Genomic DNA, 23,185 nt, shown 5'->3' with positions numbered 1-23,185 from the left:
AGTAGAAATTTCTCCGATTATTCACTAAACTTTTTCTTTTTATTATTTTTAGCAGAATTAAAAGACGAAACACTAAGTACAAAAAACTATTCACTAAAAAATGCTCTACACCGCTATCATATTCGGACTAATTAGTAGTTTTCACTGCATAGGAATGTGCGGTCCCATTGCAATGATGCTACCCGTTGATAGGAATAATGAAGCAAAAAAAATAATGCAATTAGTAATCTACCATCTTGGCAGATTAGTTGCCTATAGTACTTTAGGAATAATTTTTGGGATATTGGGAAAAGGTTTTTTCTTGGCAGGAATGCAACAACAATTATCAATACTTGTTGGAATCATTATGATCATAATTGCAGTAGTACCAGAAAAAACCTTAGCCCAATATAATTTTTCAAAACCAGTATATAAAATCATCTCCAAAGTAAAATCCAATCTAGGAAAACAATTCAAAAGCAAAACCTACAAATCATTCTTCACCATCGGACTCCTAAACGGTTTTTTACCCTGTGGAATGGTCTATGTAGCACTATTTGGAGCTTTAGCAATGCCAACAATTCATTATAGCATTTTATATATGTTACTATTCGGACTAGGAACCGTTCCAATGATGAGTCTAGTTGTCATAATTTCCAACCTAATAACCAATCCTGTTCGCAATACAATACAAAAAATGATTCCCATTATTGCCGTTTTCATAGGAATGTTATTCATCATTAGAGGATTAGGATTGGATATTCCCTATCTTTCACCAAAAACAACAAGCCTTTTTGTTCAAGCAGAAGCAGATTGCCATTAAAAGAGTTAGTTTTTCCAGTACATTCCAAAGATATTTGTCATTAGACACATTTTTATAACCCAAATAATAGTCAATACCCTAATTATCTAAAACAATAACTTTTAGGTAGTTTTGTCAAATTTTTACGTCAATCAGGGTAAAATTTTAGGTCCTAGACCTAAAAGTTTACGTCTTGTGGGGTAAAACTTTAGGTTGTTGACCTAAAATTTTACGTCTTGTGGGGTAAAATTTTACGTGGGTTACCCTAAAACTTTAGGCGAAGAACCAAAACGTTTCGGTTTAGAACCTAAAACTTTAGGGTATTTAACAAAAAAAGAAAGTAAAACACTAAACAGTCATAGAAAGCAATTGTGTTTTTGTTTTTTTTATTTCAAAAACATAAAAAGGCTGTATAGTGTAATATGTTTGTATGATATAAACTTGTTTGTTTTTTTTAACGGTTTTTCTTAAAAAATAAGGGCTAAATTCATTTAAGATAAAAACATTTTTGTATTTTTGGCTGCAACAAATAAACATACAAATAGATAGACATGAGCGAAAAGTGCATTGTAGTGCAAGGAGCAGAATGTGAATGTAAATTTAGTGTAGAACCTAAAAAAGATAAATTGAAAGTTTTATCACAATCAAAGGACTATGCTAATGATAAAGACGCATCAAAAAAACGCATTGCAACAAACAAAGAAATTGGTCAAACTTTAGAGAAAAACACCTTTGGTAAATGCAAGCTACAACCCACAAGTAGTGATTATTTACCCTGTCAAGCCGTTATTACCAAATGGAGTGGTTTCTATGAAAAAGTAACAATGTCCAATCAAGGAAAAATTCTCCTAGAAAACAGCAAAGCTACCTGTCCTATTGGTGGCTCCGATTGTATTACCATAACTAAGCACGGTCAAAAAACCGAAGGTTCTTCCCAAAATATCAAAAACGCCAACCAAGATATTCATAGTCAGTTAAACCCAATGGTTAGCCTAAGCAGCATAGGAAAACAACCCGCAGGCACAGATAGTGAAGATGCTACAAGGTAACTATTTAAAATACTATGACAATGGCAAAAGGAGTAAGAAAAATAAAATGGTCACCCGAAGATGGAGACGCAAAACTATATCTTAATCGTTCTATACCGAATAGAAAATTAACCATCGAACCCGACGCATTTGCTTGGTTTGAAGTGAGCGAATGGGAAAATGATACAACAAAAGAAGACAAGAAAAAACAAATTACTTGGATTAGACAATCACAAAACAGAAAAGAAGTATATAGTTACACACAAACCGCATCCACTCAAAAATACGGAGTTAAAATACCAAGAAAACTTTGTGGACCATTTTCCTATTACATAGAAGCGAGTCTTTTTGGAAAGCGCGATTTTAGAATGGAAACAGGTCTCTATGTTGGAGGATATTGTCCAGAACGAATTATTTCGAGCAAATGGAGCACAACAAATGACGGGAACGATGTTCGCAGTCAACAATTCAAATACGGTCAATTAATTCATTTATGTCTAAATACAGAAGGACTAAATGGCTCAAAAAACCTAATAATAGAAGTCTATAAATATAATGAAGGCAGTTATTTTACAGGTAGAAAAGCAGATACACTAGTATTTACCTATACTAGCATAGAAGTGGTAGATGGAGAAGTAAACCTAAAAATAGGAAACACCATCAATTGGTTTGTTCATGCCAAAGAAGAGGTAGAACAATTCTATATCAAAATAAAAAACTACAGGGGTGACTACATTAAAGATCCCAATAACGACGACAAACACGCACGTTTTCTTAGAATAAAAAAAGATATAGTAGCCAAGCCAATAGAACCATCTACCAATAATACTCCTTTGAAAGTAGGAAAAGCAGATGTTAACGTAAAAAATTATCATAAATGCAAATTCAAAGAAATTAGTATTACAGATCATCCAGAGGAATCAATAGTTATTTTTAATGAAGGAGCAGCATTCTTAAAAAAACAAGCTACCAATGTGCGCTATGAATCGCAAGAGGTCTATTTTGATTTTGATAAACATACCATCCGAAATACCGAGACCAGTGTTTTAGATAATCTTTCCACTTTTCTAGTTGCGAATGAGCATCTAACAGTTTCCCTTTCGGGTCATGCAGACGATAGAGGAACACTCGATTACAACCAAAATCTTTCCGAAAAAAGAGCCGATTCGGTGCGTTTATACCTCTTTCAAAAAGGATTAGACAAAACCCAGTTTATCGTTAGAGGATATGGAGAAGTAAAACCAAAATCCAAAGGTACTTCCGAAGAATCCTACCAACAAAACCGAAGAGTAGTAATAGAATTTTCCTATGTAGAATATAACGCACCTGTAATGGTATATGAAACCATTGCACCAACAAATCACATTAGAAAAAAAATAAACCTAAAAATTAGCGAAAGAAAAAACGAACAATGTTTTAGAGATGGAAATGAAAAGCACACCAAAGAAATTCTTATAAAAGAAAACACCAATCTAGGGAAAAATGAACTAACACAAAGTAGCGATAATTTTTCTCATGAAGTATATTCTATAATTGGTTCCGACTTTAAAGAAAAATACCTTTGGTATCTACTCAAATATTTAAACCCAGGAGGCACCATCTATAATTCCTATCTATTCCATATTAATACTTGTGGCTATTTTGCCAACAAAGACAATCCAACCTTACAAATAAAAGCCTACCCCGATGTGGTTTGGATAGGTCATTTTCAATATAATTATGCAAATAGTGGCGATTACTTTTTTCACAATAAAAATATACAATTAGAAAATGGTATTGAAAATGTTGTTAAGGAGTTAGAAGAAACTATTTTAAGTGATATTGTAAACATTATACAAGACATTTTCATAACAGTAAAAGTTGTATCAAACTATATATATGAGCAGACAAAAGATTATGATTATGCAGCACATACTATTCATAATAGAACTTTAGAAAAAAAAGGACAAGAGCTATCCATGCAAGGTACGCTAACAAACCTTATTACCGAAACGAAATACACAAAATATGCGGCAGCATCAGTAATTGTTGGTTTTGTTATGGTGGGTATCATTATCGAATTGATAATGATATACCTCACTAGAGGTAAAAATCTACAAGGAAAAGTAGCAAAACTAGCCAAAAAAGTAAAAAAAGGGCAACAACTCCTTAAAAAAATGGGAGATCTAGGATTAGAGATTATACCACCATCTATAGCAGTAAATGCAGGAATGTATTATAAAAAGCAAGCAGACGGTAGATTGGCTTTGGTCTATGAAGCCAATCTTAAATGTAATCCTTTAGTAGCGGTCAATTATAAAAAAGACTTTGATTTATTGAGTCTTATAGAAAAAGGGATAGAAAAATTAAAAAATGCAAAGCATCCTAAAGATGGGGAAACACAAGAAAAACTAAAAAAGAATAAAGAAAACAACAATAAAATTATTGAATATTTTAAAAGTAAAAAAGTTTTTTCTATTAATGGAAATATCGATATTACGGGAACCATTCTTTTTGAAAAAAATATACAATACAATTTCCTTACCAACTCCTATAGTTTTGAAGATAAATTAGGTAATTTAGTACGAACTGCTAATGACTCGGTTATTATTAAAAATCAGATTAATTTTGAAGCGGTTGTGGAGGGTGATTATGAAGCAGAATTTGATTTTTTTAGATTACAAACCAAAATCGAAGCAAAAGTTGAATTTACTTTTAAAGGGGGTGCAGGTATAAAACTAACCTATGGAGTAGATCATAAAAATAATAAAGGACTCTTTTTATCTAAATCGTTGTATTGTTCTGGTGTAGAAGGAACCTACTTAGGAAGTCTAAAAGGTAAGAATAAATGGGGTGAGTTATTTGATTTTTCTACTAATGATGGAGAACCTACTCTTTTTACTTTAATAGAGCCTTTTGAATTACCTTTATTTGAAATCCAACTATTTAAACCTTAACCAAATGAAAAAAATAATTTTAAATATAATAATTTTAACGAGCCTTGTTGCTTGTTCCCAAAAAGAAGATAATATGCTAAATCAAAATCCTACTATTACAGCGGAAAATATTGCAGAAGAAATAGCTAAGTTCGTTAAACATTATCCATCTGAAAAAATTTACAAGTTGAGATATTCAAATGATAAATGCTATTTTGAAATGTTTGTTAATGGTATAAAAGTTGAAAAAAAATTCAATAGACCACTTGCAGGTAGTACGGCTGTAGAAATTAACCATCTACTTTTTAAAAGCGGGCGATATAGAGTAGATTATAGAATGTATCCTTTAGGTATAGTTCCTCAATATGATGAAGTGTTTACAACATTAGTAGATGGAAGTAACGTAGAATTCAATTTTAAATCCTATGATTTAAAAAACAAAGAAGAAAACGATATAATTTATAGTGAATATACAGTTCCTAAAATTGAAAAAAAAATAAGTAAGGATTATTCAGAGTACGTTTTTGAAGGAGCTGGTAAAACATTCTATGAAGGTAGTTTTAACATAACTGTAGATGTTCCTTATGAATTAAATGTACCATTTGAAAATGGTCAAGATTTAAGAAAAATGGATAGAAAAGAATTAGAAGAAAAATTACTCAATAAATACAGAGAAGTAAAAGGCATCTATCAAAATAAAGAATATGATAATATAGCAAGATTAGAGTATGATGCTTTAAAGGTATTATACGTTTCAAATTACGATTCTAAAGAAACAATTAAAGAAAACTGGGAAGAATATTTAAAAGTCTATAAAAGTTCCTCTTTTGAAATGCAACCAATAGATAAATATAAGTTAGAGTTTTTTGCTAATGGAAAATTGGCAGCCTTAATGTTAGATACTACAGATAATAAATTGCGTGGGAATACTGCATTATGGGCAAAAGTAAATCATAATGGTGGTTTACGACCATTGTTTTTAACTGTATTTTGCTATATTCCTCAAGGCGAAACCGAGTTTAAAGTCTATTAAAATGAAGATTTTCATACATTTTTTAATTTTTCTTTTTTTGGGAGTAAGTCTAGTGGCTTGTTCCCAAAGAAAAGAAACTATGATTGCACAAAACCCAAGCATAACAGCGAATAATATTGTAGAAGAGTTAATAAAAAATGTAAAGCATTATGATAAAGAACCAAATTATGGTTTTCGTTATGGAAATACTCAATGTTTTTTTGAATTATATATCAATGATTTACCTGTTTTTAAACAATTTAAAAAGTCAACAAGTTCAGTATTTCCAATAAATGCAAGTTTTTTTAAAAAGGGCACTCAAAAAGTAACTTATAAAATTTACCCTTTAGATAAGCAAAAAACATTATTAGACGAAACAAGACTTATGTTAAAGTTAGAATTATTTGACATTAAAAGTAACGTAAAAAGTGATACTACACATACAGAATTCAATGTTCCGTTAATTGAAATAAAAGTAAATAAAGATTATTCTACCTATGTATTTGAAGGAACAGGTAAAACCTACTATGAAGGAAGTTTAGACATAGATGTAGACGTCCCTTTTGAGGTAAATATACCTTTTGAAAATGCGCAGTATTTACAAAAAATGGACAAAAAAGAATTGGAATTAAAATTACTTAAAGAATATAATAAAATTCGAGATATTTATCAAAACAAAGAAAAAGATAATATTGCAAAATTAGTTTTTGATAATTTAAAAACACAATTTATAACAAATTATTTAACAAAAGAACAGATAAAAGAAGCTTGGGATGAAATTAATGAGATATTGTTTAAAAGTGAGATAGAGATTTTACCGATAGATAATTATAAATTGCGTTTTTTTGCAGATGGTAAACTTGTTGCATTATTCACAGATGGTTCTAATCCTAAGATAAGGGGAGGTAATGCTTTGGTTTGTAATGTAAAATCGGGTAATCACGGTAAAGGTTTTATTGAACTTAAACATTTATTTTACATTCCTCAAGGCGAAACCGAGTTTAAAGTCTATTAAAACGAACAAATAATCAATTAAAAAAGTATAAATTATGGGGCTATTTGATTTTATCAGAAATGAGTTTATAGAAGTAATCGACTGGGTTGATAACTCTATCGATACTGTTATTTGGAAATTCCAAGACAATGGAAATAATATTAAAAATGGGGCACAACTTACAGTAAGAGAAAGTCAAGTGGCTCTATTAATGAATGAAGGTGAGTTTGGTGATGTTTACGAATCGGGAAGATTTAGCTTAACTACTAATAATATGCCTATTACCACAACATTGAAATCTTGGAAATATGGTTTTGATAGTCCTTTCAAAGTAGATGTTTATTTTGCAAACACCAAACAGTTTACAAATCTTAAATGGGGTACCTCTGGAGCTGTTATGCATCAAGACAGTCAGCTAGGACAAATACGATTAAAATCTTATGGAAGCTTTGCAATAAAAATTAAGGATATTAAAAAAGTAATTACACAATTTTCGGGTACTAATCCTTATATAAAGATTGCTACAATTGAAGAAACATTAAAAAACTGTATTGCAAGCAAATTAGCAGAAGGGCTTGCAAGAGCTAATATTTCAGTTTTTGAATTAGCTTCAAAATTTACCGAAATAGGCGCTATTATTAAGCCTATTTTACAGCTTGAAATGGATGTTTTCGGCATTGAACTTACCTATTTTTATATCGAAAGTGTTTCACTTCCTGAAGAAGTAGAAAAAATGATTGATAAAAAAACAGAACTCAATATTTTAAGAGGTAATTTGAATGAATTTAACCAAATGCAAAGTGGTGTAGCCTTAGAAAAAATGGCTGAAAATGAAGGAACAATTGGAGCAATGGGCGCTGGAATTATTTTAAATAATACGCTAGGACAACAGGCACAAAATACTAATACTACAATTAAAACAGAGCTTTTAGATGTATTAAAACAATTGGGTGAATTAAAAAATAATGGTGTACTAACCGAAGAAGAATTTAATGCTAAAAAGAAAGAAATTTTAAGTAAGCTGTAATGAACCAATTAAAAGAGTTTCCATGTCCTTATTGCAATTCAGAACTTAATTACGATGCCGATAAATCTAAACTAAGTTGTTTGCATTGTAATTCTCAATTCCCTATCAATATTGAAAAAACAGTATTAAAGGAAATTGATATAAATAGTTTTAAAACATTAATGTTTCAAGAAGAAAAAGACAGCTATCAACTTGATTATAATTGTTCTAAATGTGGAAAAATAAATACAGTTTCTTCAACTTTATCTTTTTTTGAATGTGAGAATTGTGGCAACAATGTTATTAATAGTAGTGCATATCAGGAGAAAAAAGTTACTCCGCAAGGTATTATCCCCTTTTCGATATCAAAAGAAAAAGCAATTAGTGTTTTTAATGATTGGATTGGAAAAGGATTTTGGAATGATTCCGATTTAAAAAAAATGTCATTAATTGATAATTTGAAAGGAATATATTTGCCATTTTGGACGTTCGACTGTGCTACATTTAACCAATGGAGTGGGCAGTCGGGAACGTACTATTATGAGAATGAATACTATACAGATGATAAAGGAGAACAGCAGTCAAACAGAATAAAAAAAACAAGTTGGTCTTTCAAACAAGGTGAATTTACACACCTAACAAATGATGTGTTAATTACTGATAATGATGAAATTCCTCAAAAGATAATAGATGAAATTTACCCCTTCCATTTAGATGAATTATTTCCTATGGATGAGTGCTTTTTGCTAGGATGGAATGCAAAAACCTATCAAAGTAAAATGGAAGAATGTTATTCTCTTTATAAAGATAAAGTAAAAGAAGTAGTAAAATTAATGGCTATAGATTATTTAAAAGATGATACCTACTCAAATTTGCAAGTGTCAACTACTTTCTCTAATGAAACATATAAACATATTATTTTACCAATATGGTACTGTAATTATTTGTTTAAAGGTAAATCGTACTTTTTTATTATTAATGGACAGACAGCAAAAATATATGGAAAAAAACCAGTTTCAACTTCTAAAATAGTTCTAGCAATTGTATTAGTTGTTTTCATCATTGCAGTTTTTCTGTTTTTAAATAGATAATTGTATAGCTACATTATTCATTATAAAATGAAATTTCTAAGTTTTAATTTCTTTAAAAAAAATTGTATATTAGCCTACAATCAGTACTTTATGTACATAATATACAAACAATTTTAAAATTTTTTAATTATGAAAAATCTAAAGAAATTAGGCAAAAGCTTAACCAAAGAAGAACAAAAAACAATTAATGGTGGATGGAAAACTAAAGAAACGTGCGATGCAATGAATGGATTTTGGGGACAAATGGCAGGTTCAGGTACTTGGTGCTGCACAATTCCTGGTGTAAGATCATATTGCCCTCCATTCTAATATATTTTAAAATTAAAAAAAGCAGCTTAGGCTGCTTTTTTGTTGTTACTCTATAGTAATTTTACTTTTAGATGCTATATCCGTTTTCGAGTTAAATTGAAAATCAAAATACTCAGCTTCTCCCATTTTTCCTTTTATAGCCAGTTTACTCCTTCCAATCTCCACATTGTCTTTGTCATAAGCTTTTAAAGATAACGTTTGATTGAAGTCTTTATTGAAAATAAGATATAAAACCAATAAATTGTCATTAGCATCATTAGTGCCACTTTTAATGTTATATTTACCCATTTGCAAGCCTTTTTCAATTAGTTGTGGGCTCAATGTTATTTCACATTCTAATGTTTTTTCCACACCATCAGAAACACCGTCAAAAAATTCTGTGGCAGACTTTCCAACCGTTTCCCCCGTTTTGTTAATGGTTTCTTTAGCTTTTTCTTTGGCTTGGTTACAAGAAATAGAAAAGATAGCTAGAAAAAAAACATAAATTGCAAGTTTCATTTGTATTAGGTTTAGTGTTTTACTTAAAAGCATATCAGATCTTTAAAAATGTTTTTTTTAAAATTTCATTTAAAAAGTTCTTGATATCTAATTTAGGTTGAAATATACAACATAAATTAATAATCTCATAAATAAAAAAAGGCAATTCCATAATTGAAATTGCCTTAGAATTTTTAAAATAAATACACTATTTCTTTAGATTCTTTGCAAAAAAGCCTAACGTAGCTTCATACATATCTATAGAGTTTTCTTCTTTACCAAAACCATGACCTTCATCATATTTCACCATATAAGGCACATCAAAACCTTTAGCTCTCAAACCAGTTACTATTTGGTCAGATTCTGCAATATTAACACGTGGATCATTAGCTCCTTGAATTACAAATAACGGCTTCTTAATTTTTCCAATTTGGAATACTGGAGAAACTTCTTTAGCAATAGCTGCTTCTTCTGGATTATCTAAGTCATACCAAATTTGTTTTACAATTTCTTTGTACGGTTTCCAATATTCTGGGAAAGAATCAAAGAAAGTAAAAATATTAGAAACACCAACATAGTTCACACCACAAGCATACAAATCTGGAGTTTTTACCAAGCCCATTAAAGTTGCATAACCACCATGACTAGCTCCATAAATCGCTATTTTGTCTTTATCTACCCAGCCTTGCTTAATGGCATAAGCCACACCATCTTCCACGTCGTCCATTAATTTTCTACCAATTTGTTTGAAACCTGCTTGTAAAAACTCTTTACCATAACCACCAGATATTCTAAAGTTCACTTGCAATGTAGCATAACCTCTACTAGCAAACAATTGCGATTCAGGATTAAAGCCCCAAGAATCCCTAACTCCTTGTGGACCACCGTGAGGATTTACAATCAAAGGTACTTTTTTACCTTGCAATGCTTCTTTTGGCAAAGTAATATAGCCATAAATAGTCTTTCCGTCTCGACTAGTAAATTTAATCGGTCTCATTTCTGCCATATCAGCTTCTTTTAACTGTGGCATCAAATCATATAATAAAGTAAATTTCTTAGTTTTTGCATCATATTGGTAATACGTACCATATAATTTATCACTCTGAACAATAACTAAAAACTGATTCTCATTATCATCTTTATCAACAATATAAGCTTCTTTTCCTGCAAACTCTTTTTTCATTAAACCATAAATCTCTTTATACAGTTTACTCACAGGTATAATTTCACTTTTTTCTCCTTCATATGAATAGCTATCAATCTCATAGTTTCTGTTTCTAGATAATGATAACCCAGCTACATCAAAAGTTGCGTTTGAAAAAATTTCTTTAATCGCTTTTTTCTTTGCTAAATCATACAATACAATTCGTATCTTGTCACTGTCTAAATTTGTCAACACATAGGCTTCATCTTTGTTTTTCGACGCATAATTAAAACTAATTATACCGAATGTATCATCCCAATTAGTAGTAGTATGTAATTTAAATGTACCTGATTTTTCGTCTTTGTAGAAAAATTGATTTTGAACACCGTTAACCAATTTGCTATAGCCTCTTAGATTGCCATCTTTGTCAAATTCATACCCTTGAATTGGATTTTCAATATCTTCATTTTTATACAATTGAACCAAATCACCTGTAACAATATTTAATTTATAAGGCTCAAAAACTTGTTTGTTGTTTTTGTTCATCGAAACAATGATATAATCCTTTTGCTCTTTTAAAATATTGTCTATACTAGCCTTAACACCATCAAAAGGAGTAAGATCTTTCAAATTAGAACCGTCTAAATTCACACCATAAATATGATAGTTTTCATCACCACCCTTATCCATTGAAAAATACAAACGATCATCATTAATCCAACCATATCCTCTCACTAATTCTTCTTTCTCTTCAATAGCTCTTTTCACTTTTCCTGTTGCCAGTTCTTTCACATAGACATGTCTTTTGTTGTTCTCATCTTTTTCTCTGTAAGACATATACTTACCGTTTGGCGACAATTGAAAACCAGATGCTTTTGGTCTAGCAAAATAATCTGAAACACTATAGTTATAATTTCCTTTGTCAAACGCTTTCAATTGCTCAAGTTCTTCTTTAGTAGAAGGTAGAGTAGTATCACCAGGTAGCTTATTTTCAAAAGCACTCAACGTTAGCGGAAGATTCATTCCAGCTTGGTGGAACTCACCCGTAATTTGTTGGTTCTTTAATTCCCCAATAAACTCAATACCCATTTGTGGTGCTCTCAATGTAATAGTATTGTTTGCGATTTCTGTTTTTTCAATAGCAATACCTGAAGCACCCTGCATTGGCACATCCATAGTAGTAGCATATACATTATCTTTTTGTGCAATATGGAAAATAATTTCCAACTTCATTCCTTGAACGTCTAGTGCTCCTTTCCAATCTCCAACAAATTGCTGGGCTTGTGTGGTGATACTCATAAGTAATAAAATAATTAGATTTTTTGTTTTCATAAATGTAAAATTTAAGCTTCTTTTTATTTGTGATTGATGTTAAAGAACAAGTAATTCAAAAAAAATATCTTTTGTTTTTAAAAAACTTGTTTCTAATGCATAAGACCAATCAAGCTTAAAAATGTTACATGCTTTCTTTTTTTTAACGTAGAATTGTGATTAATTTAACAATTATTGTTCCTTGATATAGGTCTCAATGTTCAAGTGATTAACACCAAGTTTCTCAATCTTTTCTATTCCTTTAATCATTAAAGTATCATTAATAATGGAATACTCAAATTCAAACTTACCACCTTCCCAATCTCTATAATTACAATAATCAAGATATTCGATATACTTGCTTGCAGTAATCTCAGCTCTACCGCCACCAGCTACAAAAGTTGCTGTTGAATCTTTTCCATTGTTGAGATCATGTCTCAAAAACGAAAAATGAGTAGGAGAGATAATCTTGATTAATTCTTGACCTTTCGTATAATCTACTAGCGTAGTATCTTTGTTTTCGATTGTCATTCCAGTAAGAAGCCGCCAAGTACCAATTATTTCGTGTTGTTCAGAATTTTTAACTTCTTTTTTTTCGTTGCAAGCAACATACAAGCAAAAACAAATACTTGCTATAACTATTTTTTTCATTTAGGATTATTATTTGTTTGTTGCTTCAAATATAACTATTGTCAATCACCAAACCAAGACAGATATAAGTTTATGTTTTTCCATTCCAATGCAAATAAAGAATCTCACCAGTAACACCACAAACCTATAAAACCAAACAAATTTGACCTTTAAAAGTTTTATTTCAACCACATAGAATCATAGTTAATAGATTACGTTAAGAAGACAATAGTCATGTATGTTTCAAATAATTATGAAAATCAATCTAAAGCGAAGCGCTTTTCTATGTTACTATGTGGATTAAAACTAATCGTAAAAGTTTTATTTCAACCACATAGGAGAAACTTAGTTTTTTTGTTGTATAATTGTTGTAGCATCAGAGTAGAAAAAATGCTGTCAGAGTAGGTTACAAGGCTATCAGAGTAGAAAAAATGCTGTCAGAGTAGGTAACAAGGCTATCAGAGTAGAAAAAATACTGTCAGAGTAGGTTACAAGACTATCAGAGTAGAAAAAATGCTGTCAGAGTGGGTTACAAGGCTATCAGAGTAGAAAAAATACCGTCAGAGTAGGTTACAAGACTATCAGAGTAGAAAAAATACTGTCAGAGTAGGTAACAAGACTATCAGAGTAGAAAAAATACCATCAGAGTAGGTAATAAGGCTATCAGAGTAGAAAAAATACCGTCAGAGTAGGTTACAAGACTATCAGAGTAGAAAAAATACCATCAGAGTAGGTAATAAGGCTATCAGAGTAGCTTATTAGGTTGTCTGTTTTCGGTTATCAGTAATGAGTTATCGCACCTTAACTTAAAACAGACAACAGACAACAAAAAACAGGTAGAAATACCTATAGTATCCTTGCCAAAATGGTTTATTTTTGGTAGGTTTGGGAAAAACTAGTTTTTAAAAATTTATGAGTAAAAAAAACGTAAAAGCCGATATTAATTTTGAACAAGAACTTTGGAAAGCAGCTAACGAACTTCGAGGTGCTGTAGCCGAAAATCAATATAAAGACTATGTTTTACCCTTAATCTTCTTAAAGCACATGAGCGAACGCTATGAAATGCGTAAAGAAGAATTAAACACTTTACTTCACGATAATACTTCATCTTATTTTACTACAGATGTTGCCGAAATCAATTATGTTTTAGAAGATGCCGATGAATATTTGTCAAAAAACGTTTATATCATTCCAAAAGAAGCCACTTGGGACTATTTAAAAGCCAATGCAGAACAAGACAATATTAAAGTTATTGTAGATGACGCTTTTGATAAATTAGATGCCACATTAGCCCAATATAGAACCGATTTAAAAGGAATTTTACCACGTATTTTTGTAAAAAGCCAACTAACAGCAAGGCAAGTAGGAGGTTTGATCAATTTATTATCCAATCCTAAGTTATCACAAAAGGAAAATCCTGAAAGTGATGTGCTAGGTCGCGTGTATGAATATTACATCGGCAAATTTGCCTTAGCAGAAGGTTCGGGTGCAGGACAATTCTTTACACCAGGAAGTATTGTGCGTTTAATGGTAGAAATGATAGAACCTTATGAAGGTAAAATCTTTGATGCTGCCTGTGGTAGTGGTGGTATGTTTGTACAATCGCTAAAGTTTTTAGAAAGCCATGGTGGTGACAAGCGTAACATTTCCATTTACGGACAAGAGCGCTATGATGGCACCTTGCGTTTGTGTAAAATGAATTTAGCCTTACGCGATTTATCCTTTGATGTGAAGCTGGGCGATTCTTTATTAAACGACCAATTTCCCGATTTAAAAGCCGATTATATTATAGTCAATCCACCGTTTAATGTAAGCCAATGGCATCCTGAAGATTTACCTGAAAATGACCCACGCTTATTTGGTCCCAAAGAAGAATTTGCTACCGATGGGAATGCCAACTATATGTGGATGCAAACTTTTTGGAGTCACCTGAGTGATAGAGGAACAGCCAGTGTGGTAATGGCAAACGGAGCCATGACTTCTAATAATAAAGGAGAAAAAAATGTAAGAGAATTTATGGTAAACAACCAAATGATTGATTGTATTGTGCGTTTACCCGATAAATTATTTCTAACGACTGGAATTCCTGCTTGTATTTTTATTTTAAGCAAGAACCGCGATGGTAAAGATGGAGCACATCGCGAACGTAAAAGCGAAATTTTATTCATCGATACCAGTAAAATGGGAACCATGGAAAGCCGTAAACTACGTGTTTTTACCGATGACGATATTAACAAAGTTGCAGCAACCTACCACGCATGGAGAAATGTCACCCCGAGCGCAGTCGAGGGGCAATATAACAACATCGACGGTTACTGTTACGCGGCTTCAATAGAAGAAGTACGCAACCAAGACTACAAATTAACGCCTGGTATCTATGTAGGTACCGAAGAAGTAGCAGATGACGGCATTCCTTTTGAAGAAAAAATGGCGCAATTACAAGCTGCGTTGCAAGAGCAGTTTGCGAAAGGGAATGCGTTGCAACAAAAAATAGTAGAGAATTTTAAGAAGTTGTAAATGAAAAAAAAATACGTAAAAATTTTAGAAAAAGATTTTTTAAAATCTTTTAGTATAAAGAGAATTGTATTAAATCTTATATTAATTGTAACTGTTTTTATATATAATGATTTTTTTAGTAATTTAATTAATAATTATTTTACACCTAAAGTCTTTCCAAATAATTTTTTAGTAATTTCAATCTTTATTTTAATACTTTCTTTAAGTTTTATAGGTTTTTCTTATAAAATATTAAAAAATAAATACAATAACTCTACAAACGAAATTAATTTAATATTTCTTATTTTATTTTTAGTTTGTTACTTTAGTTATTGGATTCCTGAAAGCAAATGGAATTTAGTAAAATTTGAATTTGGGGTTTTAAATGTTTTTTATGTCAATTTTATAATAATTATTTTAATACTTACTCTATTTGTTATTTTCATTAGATATCTTTATTATTTGGGTGAAAATAAAGAAATAGAATCAGCAAATAACATATTATTAGATGATAGTCCAATTTTAAAAAAAACTGATGATAAATTAGATTATCAGGAAACGGTTAAGAATTTAACCGATATTTTATATAATGATAATCATAAGAAATCATTTACTATTGGTTTGGTAGGACCATGGGGTAATGGAAAGTCAAGTGTATTGAAGATGGTTGAAAAAGAATTAGAAGAAAGGATTCGTATCAATAATTCTCCATTTATAACTTTTAATTTTCTTCCCTACTTAAATCATAAAGAAAATGATATAATAAATGAGTTTTTTACTTGTTTAAGTAATGAACTAAAACCTTACAGTGGAAAATTATCTGATTTAATAACAGAGTATTCTTCAACAATTACTGATATTTACGAAAATAAAAATATTTTTGGTCTCATAGAAAGCCATGTAACTGACTTCAAGAATTCATCAGCAAACGAACTATATTCTTTGATCAATGATATGCTCTCGGATGTCAATAAAAAAATAATCGTTTTTGTTGATGATTTAGATAGACTAAATAAGGATGAAATTCTTCAAGTATTTAAGTTAATTAGAAATACTGCTGACTTTAGAAACACAACATTTGTTGTAGCAATGGATAAAGAATATGTATTAAGAAGTCTCAGAAAAAGCAAGAAAATATTTCATTCAAGTTTTATTGATAAATTTTTTCAGTTAGAAATTTACTTACCAGAAATTGATAAATCAAAATTAAAAGAACGTTTTCTTTTAGAGTTAAATTCTTCCATATTAAACGGTGGTTCTCCAGATTTTGGGTATAAAATAATGGAAGCAATTGATAACCAAGGAAATTTATTTAATGATTATGTAAAAAACATAAGAGATGTCAAAAGATTGGTTAATCAAGTGATTTATGATTTTCCAAGTACTGGTGGTGAAATTGACATGAAAGATTTTTTAAACTTTACCTATTTTAAATTAAAATTTCCAAATTTCATCTATATTCTAAAGCAAGGAATTGGTGATATAATAGAATTAGATGATCAAGGAAAATATAATCTAAAAGAAAAAATAGACGGTAATGAAAACAATAGTAATTCATTTAGTAGTGATAAACTTTTTAAAATTTTATCAAAACAACAATCTTTTAATCCTATGAAATATGAGTTCTATAACGAAGAATTTTTTAATAATTGTTTATTAGAAGATCAAACTATTGATTGTGAAAATAAGTATTTATTGCTAAAAACATTAGCATTTATGTTTGGGATTGAAAATACTAATAATGATGTAAGCTCAATTAAAAATGAGAATAACTTAAGAATATTATTAGAACAAAAAGTACCTAAAAATAGACTTTTAAATAATGAATTTACGACATTAATAAATTCTGAATTAGAAAGCATTATTAACATAATAGATGAGTTTTATAAAAATAATAAATTAGAACAATTATTGTCGAGATTTAATTTTTTTACAGCTTCCAAAAATGAAAGGGAGTATAAAAATTCAATTTTAGCATTAGTATATATTTTTGAAAAAAGAAGGGATTTTTCAATTTACGAGGCTAACATTATATTACAAATTAGTGTATTTGCACATAAATTAAATGATGAAGAAGAAGGTTTAAATATAGATTTAAAACAGTGGTCTTTAGAAAATATTTTTCAAAATAAAACTTTTAACATCGAAACAAGAGTTCTTCTTTTAGGACATTTAAGAAATGGTGCATTAGGTAGTAAATTTGAAGTTAATCTTTGGCGTTTTAAACCTCTTGAATTAAATGAATTAATCTTAAAATTATTCCAAGAATATCTAGAGGATTCTGCAAGTTTAATAAGTAATCCAAATGATTATTCTTTATATCATGTTTATCATACAATTAAGTCTGGAATTGAAAATGAAGTAACAAAAAGAATAATTGAATTTTGGAGTACTAGTAATTTAGAACTGCTGTGCGCTCAAATAACAGATTTAGATTCATGGTCATCATCATCATTTAAAATTGCAGATGTGATAAATGAATTTTTTAATTCAAAAATAAGTTTCATTCAATTTGTTAAATCTCATAAAGATTCAAATAATTCTGAAATCAAGGAATTTTTAGCCTTATATAAACTTCTTCAAATCTCTGAATTTAAGTATACTTGTATGTTTAAATTTGAAAAATCAACTTTGATGTTAGCAAAAATTGAATATTTAAAACAATTTAAAATAGGTAAAGATGAAAATCAAGGGCTGATACAACTTGTTCTTGAAACAAATAGCTTAAATTTTATAGAAGGTCTTCATAGTCAGAAAGATCTTGAAAGAAAATATGGTATAAGAATACATGAGCATAATTTTTCGAACAATATAGTTTATTATATGTTCGTATATCTAAAAGAAAATTTAAGTAATAATCCAGTATTATTTTTTACTCAAGAATTATATCATTCAATTTTACCATTAACAGAATGGGAAAAAACAGCTTTTGTTGCAAATAGCATTGATAACGGTAAAAATTTAATTCCACAAAAGAATAATAATTATTACCTAAAAGTGATATCAATAGAACCAAGAAAGAAACAATAATATAAAATACGAAGCTAAAAAATTCCAAACAACTAGAAAATATATAAACGATGCAAGTAAACCTAAACATACAAGAACAAGAAAATATTTACTACTTCTACCATAATTGGCAAGCAGGTAAAGAAAATAAAATTCACATAGGAAGCTGCGGATTTTGTAATTATGGTACAGGAATGCATCAAGTCATAAACAGAGGAGAAAACGGTGTTTGGATTGGACCTTTTTCTACATTAGATTTATGTCATACTTACATAGCCGAAAAATTAAATTTACCTGCTATTGAACCTCATAACTGTTGCAATTAAATGCCAAACAACTGGAAATCATATAAGCTCTCAGAATTAACTGAGCTAATAACAAAAGGAACAACACCTTCTACTTACGGTTTTGGATTTACTGATGATGGTATTAATTTTATTAAATCAGAAAGTACAAATTACGATGGAAGACTTGATGAGTCTTCATTTGTAAAAGTTTCGAGTGAAGCTCATGAAAAATTAAAGCGTTCTCAATTAAAAGAAAATGACATTCTTTTTTCAATGGCTGGTGCATATTTAGGTAAAACGGGTATTGTATGTAAAAATCACTTACCAGCAAATACTAATCAAGCTAATGGTATTATTAGAGTAAATCAAGCTAAAGCTATTCCTCGGTTTGTGGCTTTTGCTTTAAGAAACCCATTGTTAGTGAATTATGTAAATGCAAGTGGAGGTCAATCGGCACAACCAAATATAAACTTAACTGATATTGGGAATTTAGAAATAGCACTTCCTCAATTAGAAGAACAAAAATCCATCGCCTCCATCCTTTCCACCATAGACGACAAAATCGAAAACAACCTAGCCATTAATAAAACCTTAGAAGAAATGGCTATGGCGTTATATAAACACTGGTTTGTAGATTTTGGTCCGTTTCAAGACGGGAAATTTATAGATAGTGAATTAGGAAGGATTCCTAAGGGTTGGGAAGTGAAGAGATTAGGCGATTTATATGAAACAACATCTGGAGGAACACCAAGTAGAACGAAAATGGAGTATTATGAAAACGGTACAATTCAATGGATAAAATCAAAAGAACTTGATAACACATTTATTATTGATACAGAAGAAAAGATTACAGAGATTGCTTTATCAAAATCTTCTGCAAAAAGATTTGCCTCAAAGAGTGTTTTAATTGCTATGTATGGTGCCACAGTAGGTGAAATAGCCATAAACTCAGAAATAGCTTCATGTAACCAAGCAATTTGCGCAATTAAACAAACTAATTTACCTTACTTTTATGTTTTTCTTTTCTTAAAAAACGAAAAGGAAAATATTTTAAATCAAGCTGTTGGTTCGGCACAACAAAACATAAGTCAAATAATTATTAAAAATTTGCAATTATTGAATCCAAATATTGAAGATGTAAAAGAATTATTTAATGAACTAGATGCAATATTTAATAAATTAGAAGAAAACATAAAAGAAAACCAAACCCTAACCCAATTGCGTGATACTTTATTACCTAAGTTAATTAGTGGTGAGGTGCGGTTGAAGGAGTTTAGAGAAGAATCAATTACGAATTAAAAATTATGAAATACGAATTTTTATGGCAAAGAAACCTAAATTTTATGTAGTCTGGAAAGGACGTGAAACGGGTGTTTTTACTTCTTGGGACGATTGTAAAGCACAAACCAATGGGTTTGAAGGTGCTATTTTTAAATCTTTTGAAACTAAAGCAATGGCAGAAAAAGCCTTTAACGATTCCAGTTATGAATATATAGGAAAAGATAAAAAAATAGTTAGTAAATTATCTGAAGAAGAATTACTTTTGAAAGGCTCACCCATTGAAGATAGTATTGCTGTAGATGGTGCATGGAATAATAATACCGGTATAGTAGAGTATCAAGGGGTATATTTAAAAACCAATGAAGTGTTGTTTCACGTGGGGCCTTTAGAAGATGGGACTATTAATATGGTCGAGTTTTTAGCTATTGTGCATGCTTTGGCCTTATGCAAACAGAAAGAGTGGAAAATGCCTATTTATTCAGATAGTAAAATTGCATTAGGTTGGATTCGCGATAAAAAAGCAAGAACCAATCATCCACCCAGTGAAAAAAATAAGAAATTATTTGAAATGCTAGCAAGAGCAGAAAAATGGTTAGAAAATAACAGCTATGAAAACGAATTATTAAAATGGGAAACCAAAGCTTGGGGTGAAAATCCTGCCGATTTTGGTAGAAAATAATAGAATATGTTAGAAAGCAACAATACTATTTTAGAAGGCTTAAATGAAAAACAGCGTGAAGCAGTAATTAGCGAAACGAAACGATTATTAGTTTTGGCAGGTGCAGGTTCTGGCAAAACCAAAACCTTGTTGCAAAAAATAATCTATTTGGTCGAGGAAAAAAAAGTGCATCCTTCCAATATTTTGGCAATTACATTTACTAAAAATGCCACCAACGAAATGGTCGATCGACTTATTATCTCTGCCGATACAACAGGTGTGTATGAACGTATTATTTTCAATAAAAGGTTAACTAAAAAACAAAAAGACGAAGAACGCAGAATTTGGAAACGAAAATTTAAATGGGTAGAAGGCTTAACGGTGCGTACTTTTCATAGTTTTTGTTACAGTGTACTGCGCAATGATGGTGTGAAAGAGTTTGACAATAAATTTAAAATTATTGGAGACGAAAAAGCCAGTGATCTAGAAGAATTATCTAATCGTATTGCCGATGAAACTGTTTTTGAAGTATTTCATCATTTGTTTATAGATACGTGCGCAAATAACGATTTTTTAATAAAAGTAAAACGATATATTTTAGACTACCTTGTTGATAAAATTCATATTTCTAAAGAGTATGAATCTCCCAAAGTAAGAGATGGTAAATTTTATACTTCCTTAAATGGAACAAAAGTTAAATCAAAATCGGAACAGTATATAGCCGATTGGTTGTATCGGCATAGTATCGCTTTTGAATATGAACCGTTGCTCAATGTAAAAGATTTTAATTTTAGACCTGATTTTTACATTCCAGATGCAAATTTATATTTAGAACACATTAGCGATAAAAGTTATTCCATGGATGACAAGGAAAAACAGTTTGTAAAGGGGAAAATTTTATATGCAAAAACGTTTGAAAGTTATGCTCAAGATTCTGCTGTTTTCAATCATGCTCTAGATCAAATTGTAAAAAGCCGACTCCCTTTAAATTTATATCAAACCAAACAATTATCATATTTAGAGGAATTTAACGGTTATTATGAAGAAGTACGAGATTTTGTGTACCAAATTATGCGTATTTGCGACATGATTAAGGTGGAAAACATAGCAATTGAAGAAATAGTTAAAAGAGCAACAAATGACAAGCACGAACGCATCCGAGTATTTTATGAATTAGCACTCCCCATTATTGAAGCATATATTGACTATTGCACAAACAAATCTTATCTCGATTTTAATGATCTCATTTCTAAAACAGCTTCTTTGTTTACCAACCATGAAGATGTAAGACAACGTTATCAAGATCGATTTCAATATATTTTAGTCGATGAATTTCAAGATGTAAATAATTTACAAGTAGAACTAATTCGCTTAATTATAAAACCCGAAAACCAATTGTTCTGTGTGGGTGACGATTGGCAAAGTATTTATGGTTTTAGAGGCTCCAATGTGGAATACATTATTAATTTTGAAAAGTATTTTTCAAATGCACAGTTGATTAAACTAAATCAAAATTACCGCAGTGAACGAATGATTGTAGAAGCGAGTAATGAAGTGATTAAGTACAATAAATATAAGATAGATAAAGAAATTGCAGCTACTAAAGATACACAGCAAAAAATTATTATCCAGAAAGGTAATGATGAGCAAGAAAACATTCGTTTTTGTGTTGAAAAAGTGCAAGAATTGCTAGAAGAAGGGTATGCAAAAGATGATATTTTGTTTCTATATCGAAGAAATAAAATGTTCTCTAGTTATCGAGAAGAATTCAAACAGCATAAATTCTTTGTTAATGGGAAAACCATTCATGCATCTAAGGGTTTAGAAGCTAAAGTAGTATTTATTGTAGGTTTAACGGAAGGGAAAGGAGGTTTTCCTGATGTTTGGCTTGAAGACAGATTGTTTCAGATTATCAAAACAGCCGATTATAATTTGTTGTTAGAAGAAGAAAGGCGCTTATTTTATGTAGCGATTACTAGAGCTAAAGACAAATTATATTTAATCAGTGAAAAAGGGAACGAATCTAGTTTCTTAAATGAAATACCACAAGAATATAGTATGCGCAGTCAAAAATTAGATAAGATTATCCACAGACAAAATGAATGCACAAAATGTCATGCACCTATGAAAGAAGAGTGGGTTGCTTGTCCTAAATGCGGTTATCTAAAGAAAAATTAATTTAAGTAATGAGATGCTTCCTAACGTCAGCATGACAAAGAAGAGGGGATTCTTTTTGAGTTGGAATGATAAAAAAGAAAGAATAATATAAAGTTAGGATTAGGATAATGCGATGCTTCCTAACGTTAGCATGACAAAGAAAGCATTGGAATGACAAAAAGGTAAACAAATGAGAGTTAACAATATTATGTTTGAACATACAGAAAGCTATCAGTCATATTATGTTTATATCATTACAAATAAATATCGTACTACTTTTTATGTGGGTATGACTAATGATTTATCAGAAAGATTAAAAGAGCATAAAGAAAATATTAGTAAAGGAATTAAAACATTTGCTTCAAGATATAATGTTGAATTTTTAGTTTATTATGAAAAATTCAATTGGGTACATCAAGCTATTGCACGTGAAAAAGAAATTAAAGGTTGGAGAAGAGAAAAGAAAATGAATTTAATTCGTTCATTTAACGAGAATTTTGAATTTTTAAATGATCCTTTTACAACAAAAAATGTCATTCCAACAAAAGAGGAATCACATAAATAGTAACTATAGTCAAATTTCTCCTGCGTTTGAATGA

The 23,185-nt window shown here is 30.2% G+C and carries 18 protein-coding genes; 15 read left to right on the top strand and 3 right to left on the bottom strand.

The features are described from left to right. Positions 1-100: 100 nt before the first annotated feature. The 8 genes from ACZ49Z_RS17555 to ACZ49Z_RS17520 all read left to right on the top strand — a co-directional run bounded on the left by ACZ49Z_RS17555 (position 101) and on the right by ACZ49Z_RS17520 (position 9,136). Complete coding sequence (locus tag ACZ49Z_RS17555; RefSeq protein WP_462679354.1) at positions 101-802, top strand: sulfite exporter TauE/SafE family protein; 702 nt, start codon at positions 101-103, stop codon at positions 800-802. A 530-nt stretch (positions 803-1,332) separates the two neighbouring features. Beyond that, positions 1,333-1,830 (top strand): DUF4280 domain-containing protein, encoded by a 498-nt coding sequence (locus tag ACZ49Z_RS17550; protein ID WP_464305603.1) that lies wholly within the window; start codon positions 1,333-1,335, stop codon positions 1,828-1,830. A 20-nt stretch (positions 1,831-1,850) separates the two neighbouring features. Continuing rightward, entirely contained in the window at positions 1,851-4,745 is a 2,895-nt protein-coding gene (locus ACZ49Z_RS17545; protein WP_464305602.1) for an OmpA family protein, read from the top strand. 4 nt (positions 4,746-4,749) lie between these two features. Then, positions 4,750-5,757: a hypothetical protein gene (locus tag ACZ49Z_RS17540; RefSeq protein ID WP_464305601.1), complete on the top strand. Its 1,008-nt coding sequence runs from the start codon at positions 4,750-4,752 to the stop codon at positions 5,755-5,757. A 1-nt stretch (position 5,758) separates the two neighbouring features. After that, positions 5,759-6,751: a hypothetical protein gene (locus tag ACZ49Z_RS17535; protein ID WP_464305600.1), complete on the top strand. Its 993-nt coding sequence runs from the start codon at positions 5,759-5,761 to the stop codon at positions 6,749-6,751. A 34-nt stretch (positions 6,752-6,785) separates the two neighbouring features. Next, entirely contained in the window at positions 6,786-7,757 is a 972-nt protein-coding gene (locus tag ACZ49Z_RS17530; protein ID WP_464305599.1) for an SPFH domain-containing protein, read from the top strand. After that, positions 7,757-8,827 (top strand): hypothetical protein, encoded by a 1,071-nt coding sequence (locus tag ACZ49Z_RS17525; protein WP_464305598.1) that lies wholly within the window; start codon positions 7,757-7,759, stop codon positions 8,825-8,827. The genes ACZ49Z_RS17530 and ACZ49Z_RS17525 overlap by 1 nt, the downstream gene beginning before the upstream one ends. A 129-nt stretch (positions 8,828-8,956) precedes the next feature. After that, positions 8,957-9,136: a hypothetical protein gene (locus ACZ49Z_RS17520; RefSeq protein ID WP_464305597.1), complete on the top strand. Its 180-nt coding sequence runs from the start codon at positions 8,957-8,959 to the stop codon at positions 9,134-9,136. Between the two features lie 45 nt (positions 9,137-9,181). Here ACZ49Z_RS17520 and ACZ49Z_RS17515 read toward each other — a convergent pair whose 3' ends face one another. The 3 genes from ACZ49Z_RS17515 to ACZ49Z_RS17505 all read right to left on the bottom strand — a co-directional run bounded on the left by ACZ49Z_RS17515 (position 9,182) and on the right by ACZ49Z_RS17505 (position 12,719). Continuing rightward, positions 9,182-9,634, bottom strand: coding sequence for a hypothetical protein (locus ACZ49Z_RS17515; protein ID WP_464305596.1), 453 nt, complete (start codon positions 9,632-9,634; stop codon positions 9,182-9,184). Between the two features lie 187 nt (positions 9,635-9,821). Continuing rightward, positions 9,822-12,089, bottom strand: a complete 2,268-nt coding sequence (locus tag ACZ49Z_RS17510; protein ID WP_464305595.1) for an alpha/beta hydrolase family protein — start codon at positions 12,087-12,089, stop codon at positions 9,822-9,824. A gap of 171 nt (positions 12,090-12,260) precedes the next feature. Beyond that, positions 12,261-12,719, bottom strand: a complete 459-nt coding sequence (locus ACZ49Z_RS17505; RefSeq protein ID WP_464305594.1) for a hypothetical protein — start codon at positions 12,717-12,719, stop codon at positions 12,261-12,263. An 891-nt stretch (positions 12,720-13,610) separates the two neighbouring features. Here ACZ49Z_RS17505 and ACZ49Z_RS17500 point away from each other — a divergent pair. The 7 genes from ACZ49Z_RS17500 (at position 13,611) to ACZ49Z_RS17470 (ending at position 23,151) form a co-directional block, all read left to right on the top strand. Next, positions 13,611-15,215 carry a type I restriction-modification system subunit M gene (locus ACZ49Z_RS17500; protein ID WP_464305593.1) on the top strand — a complete coding sequence of 535 codons (1,605 nt, stop codon included), beginning with the start codon at positions 13,611-13,613 and terminating at the stop codon, positions 15,213-15,215. Next, complete coding sequence (locus tag ACZ49Z_RS17495; RefSeq protein ID WP_464305592.1) at positions 15,216-18,224, top strand: KAP family P-loop NTPase fold protein; 3,009 nt, start codon at positions 15,216-15,218, stop codon at positions 18,222-18,224. Positions 18,225-18,274: 50 nt separating this feature from the next. Further along, on the top strand, positions 18,275-18,529 hold the full coding sequence (locus tag ACZ49Z_RS17490) for a hypothetical protein (protein WP_464305591.1): 255 nt from the start codon (positions 18,275-18,277) through the stop codon (positions 18,527-18,529). After that, positions 18,530-19,789: a restriction endonuclease subunit S gene (locus tag ACZ49Z_RS17485; protein WP_464305590.1), complete on the top strand. Its 1,260-nt coding sequence runs from the start codon at positions 18,530-18,532 to the stop codon at positions 19,787-19,789. It begins immediately after the preceding gene. Between the two features lie 22 nt (positions 19,790-19,811). Then, positions 19,812-20,450, top strand: a complete 639-nt coding sequence (locus tag ACZ49Z_RS17480) for a ribonuclease H1 domain-containing protein (protein ID WP_464305589.1) — start codon at positions 19,812-19,814, stop codon at positions 20,448-20,450. Positions 20,451-20,456: 6 nt separating this feature from the next. Further along, positions 20,457-22,607 (top strand): UvrD-helicase domain-containing protein, encoded by a 2,151-nt coding sequence (locus ACZ49Z_RS17475; RefSeq protein WP_464305588.1) that lies wholly within the window; start codon positions 20,457-20,459, stop codon positions 22,605-22,607. A gap of 169 nt (positions 22,608-22,776) precedes the next feature. After that, on the top strand, positions 22,777-23,151 hold the full coding sequence (locus ACZ49Z_RS17470; protein WP_464305587.1) for a GIY-YIG nuclease family protein: 375 nt from the start codon (positions 22,777-22,779) through the stop codon (positions 23,149-23,151). The last annotated feature ends 34 nt before the right edge of the window (positions 23,152-23,185 follow it).

This window comes from Flavobacterium sp. KY-23415 (assembly GCF_055384985.1).
Note: the sequence above shows the minus strand (reverse complement) of the source record. Positions and strands in the feature narration are given on the sequence as shown.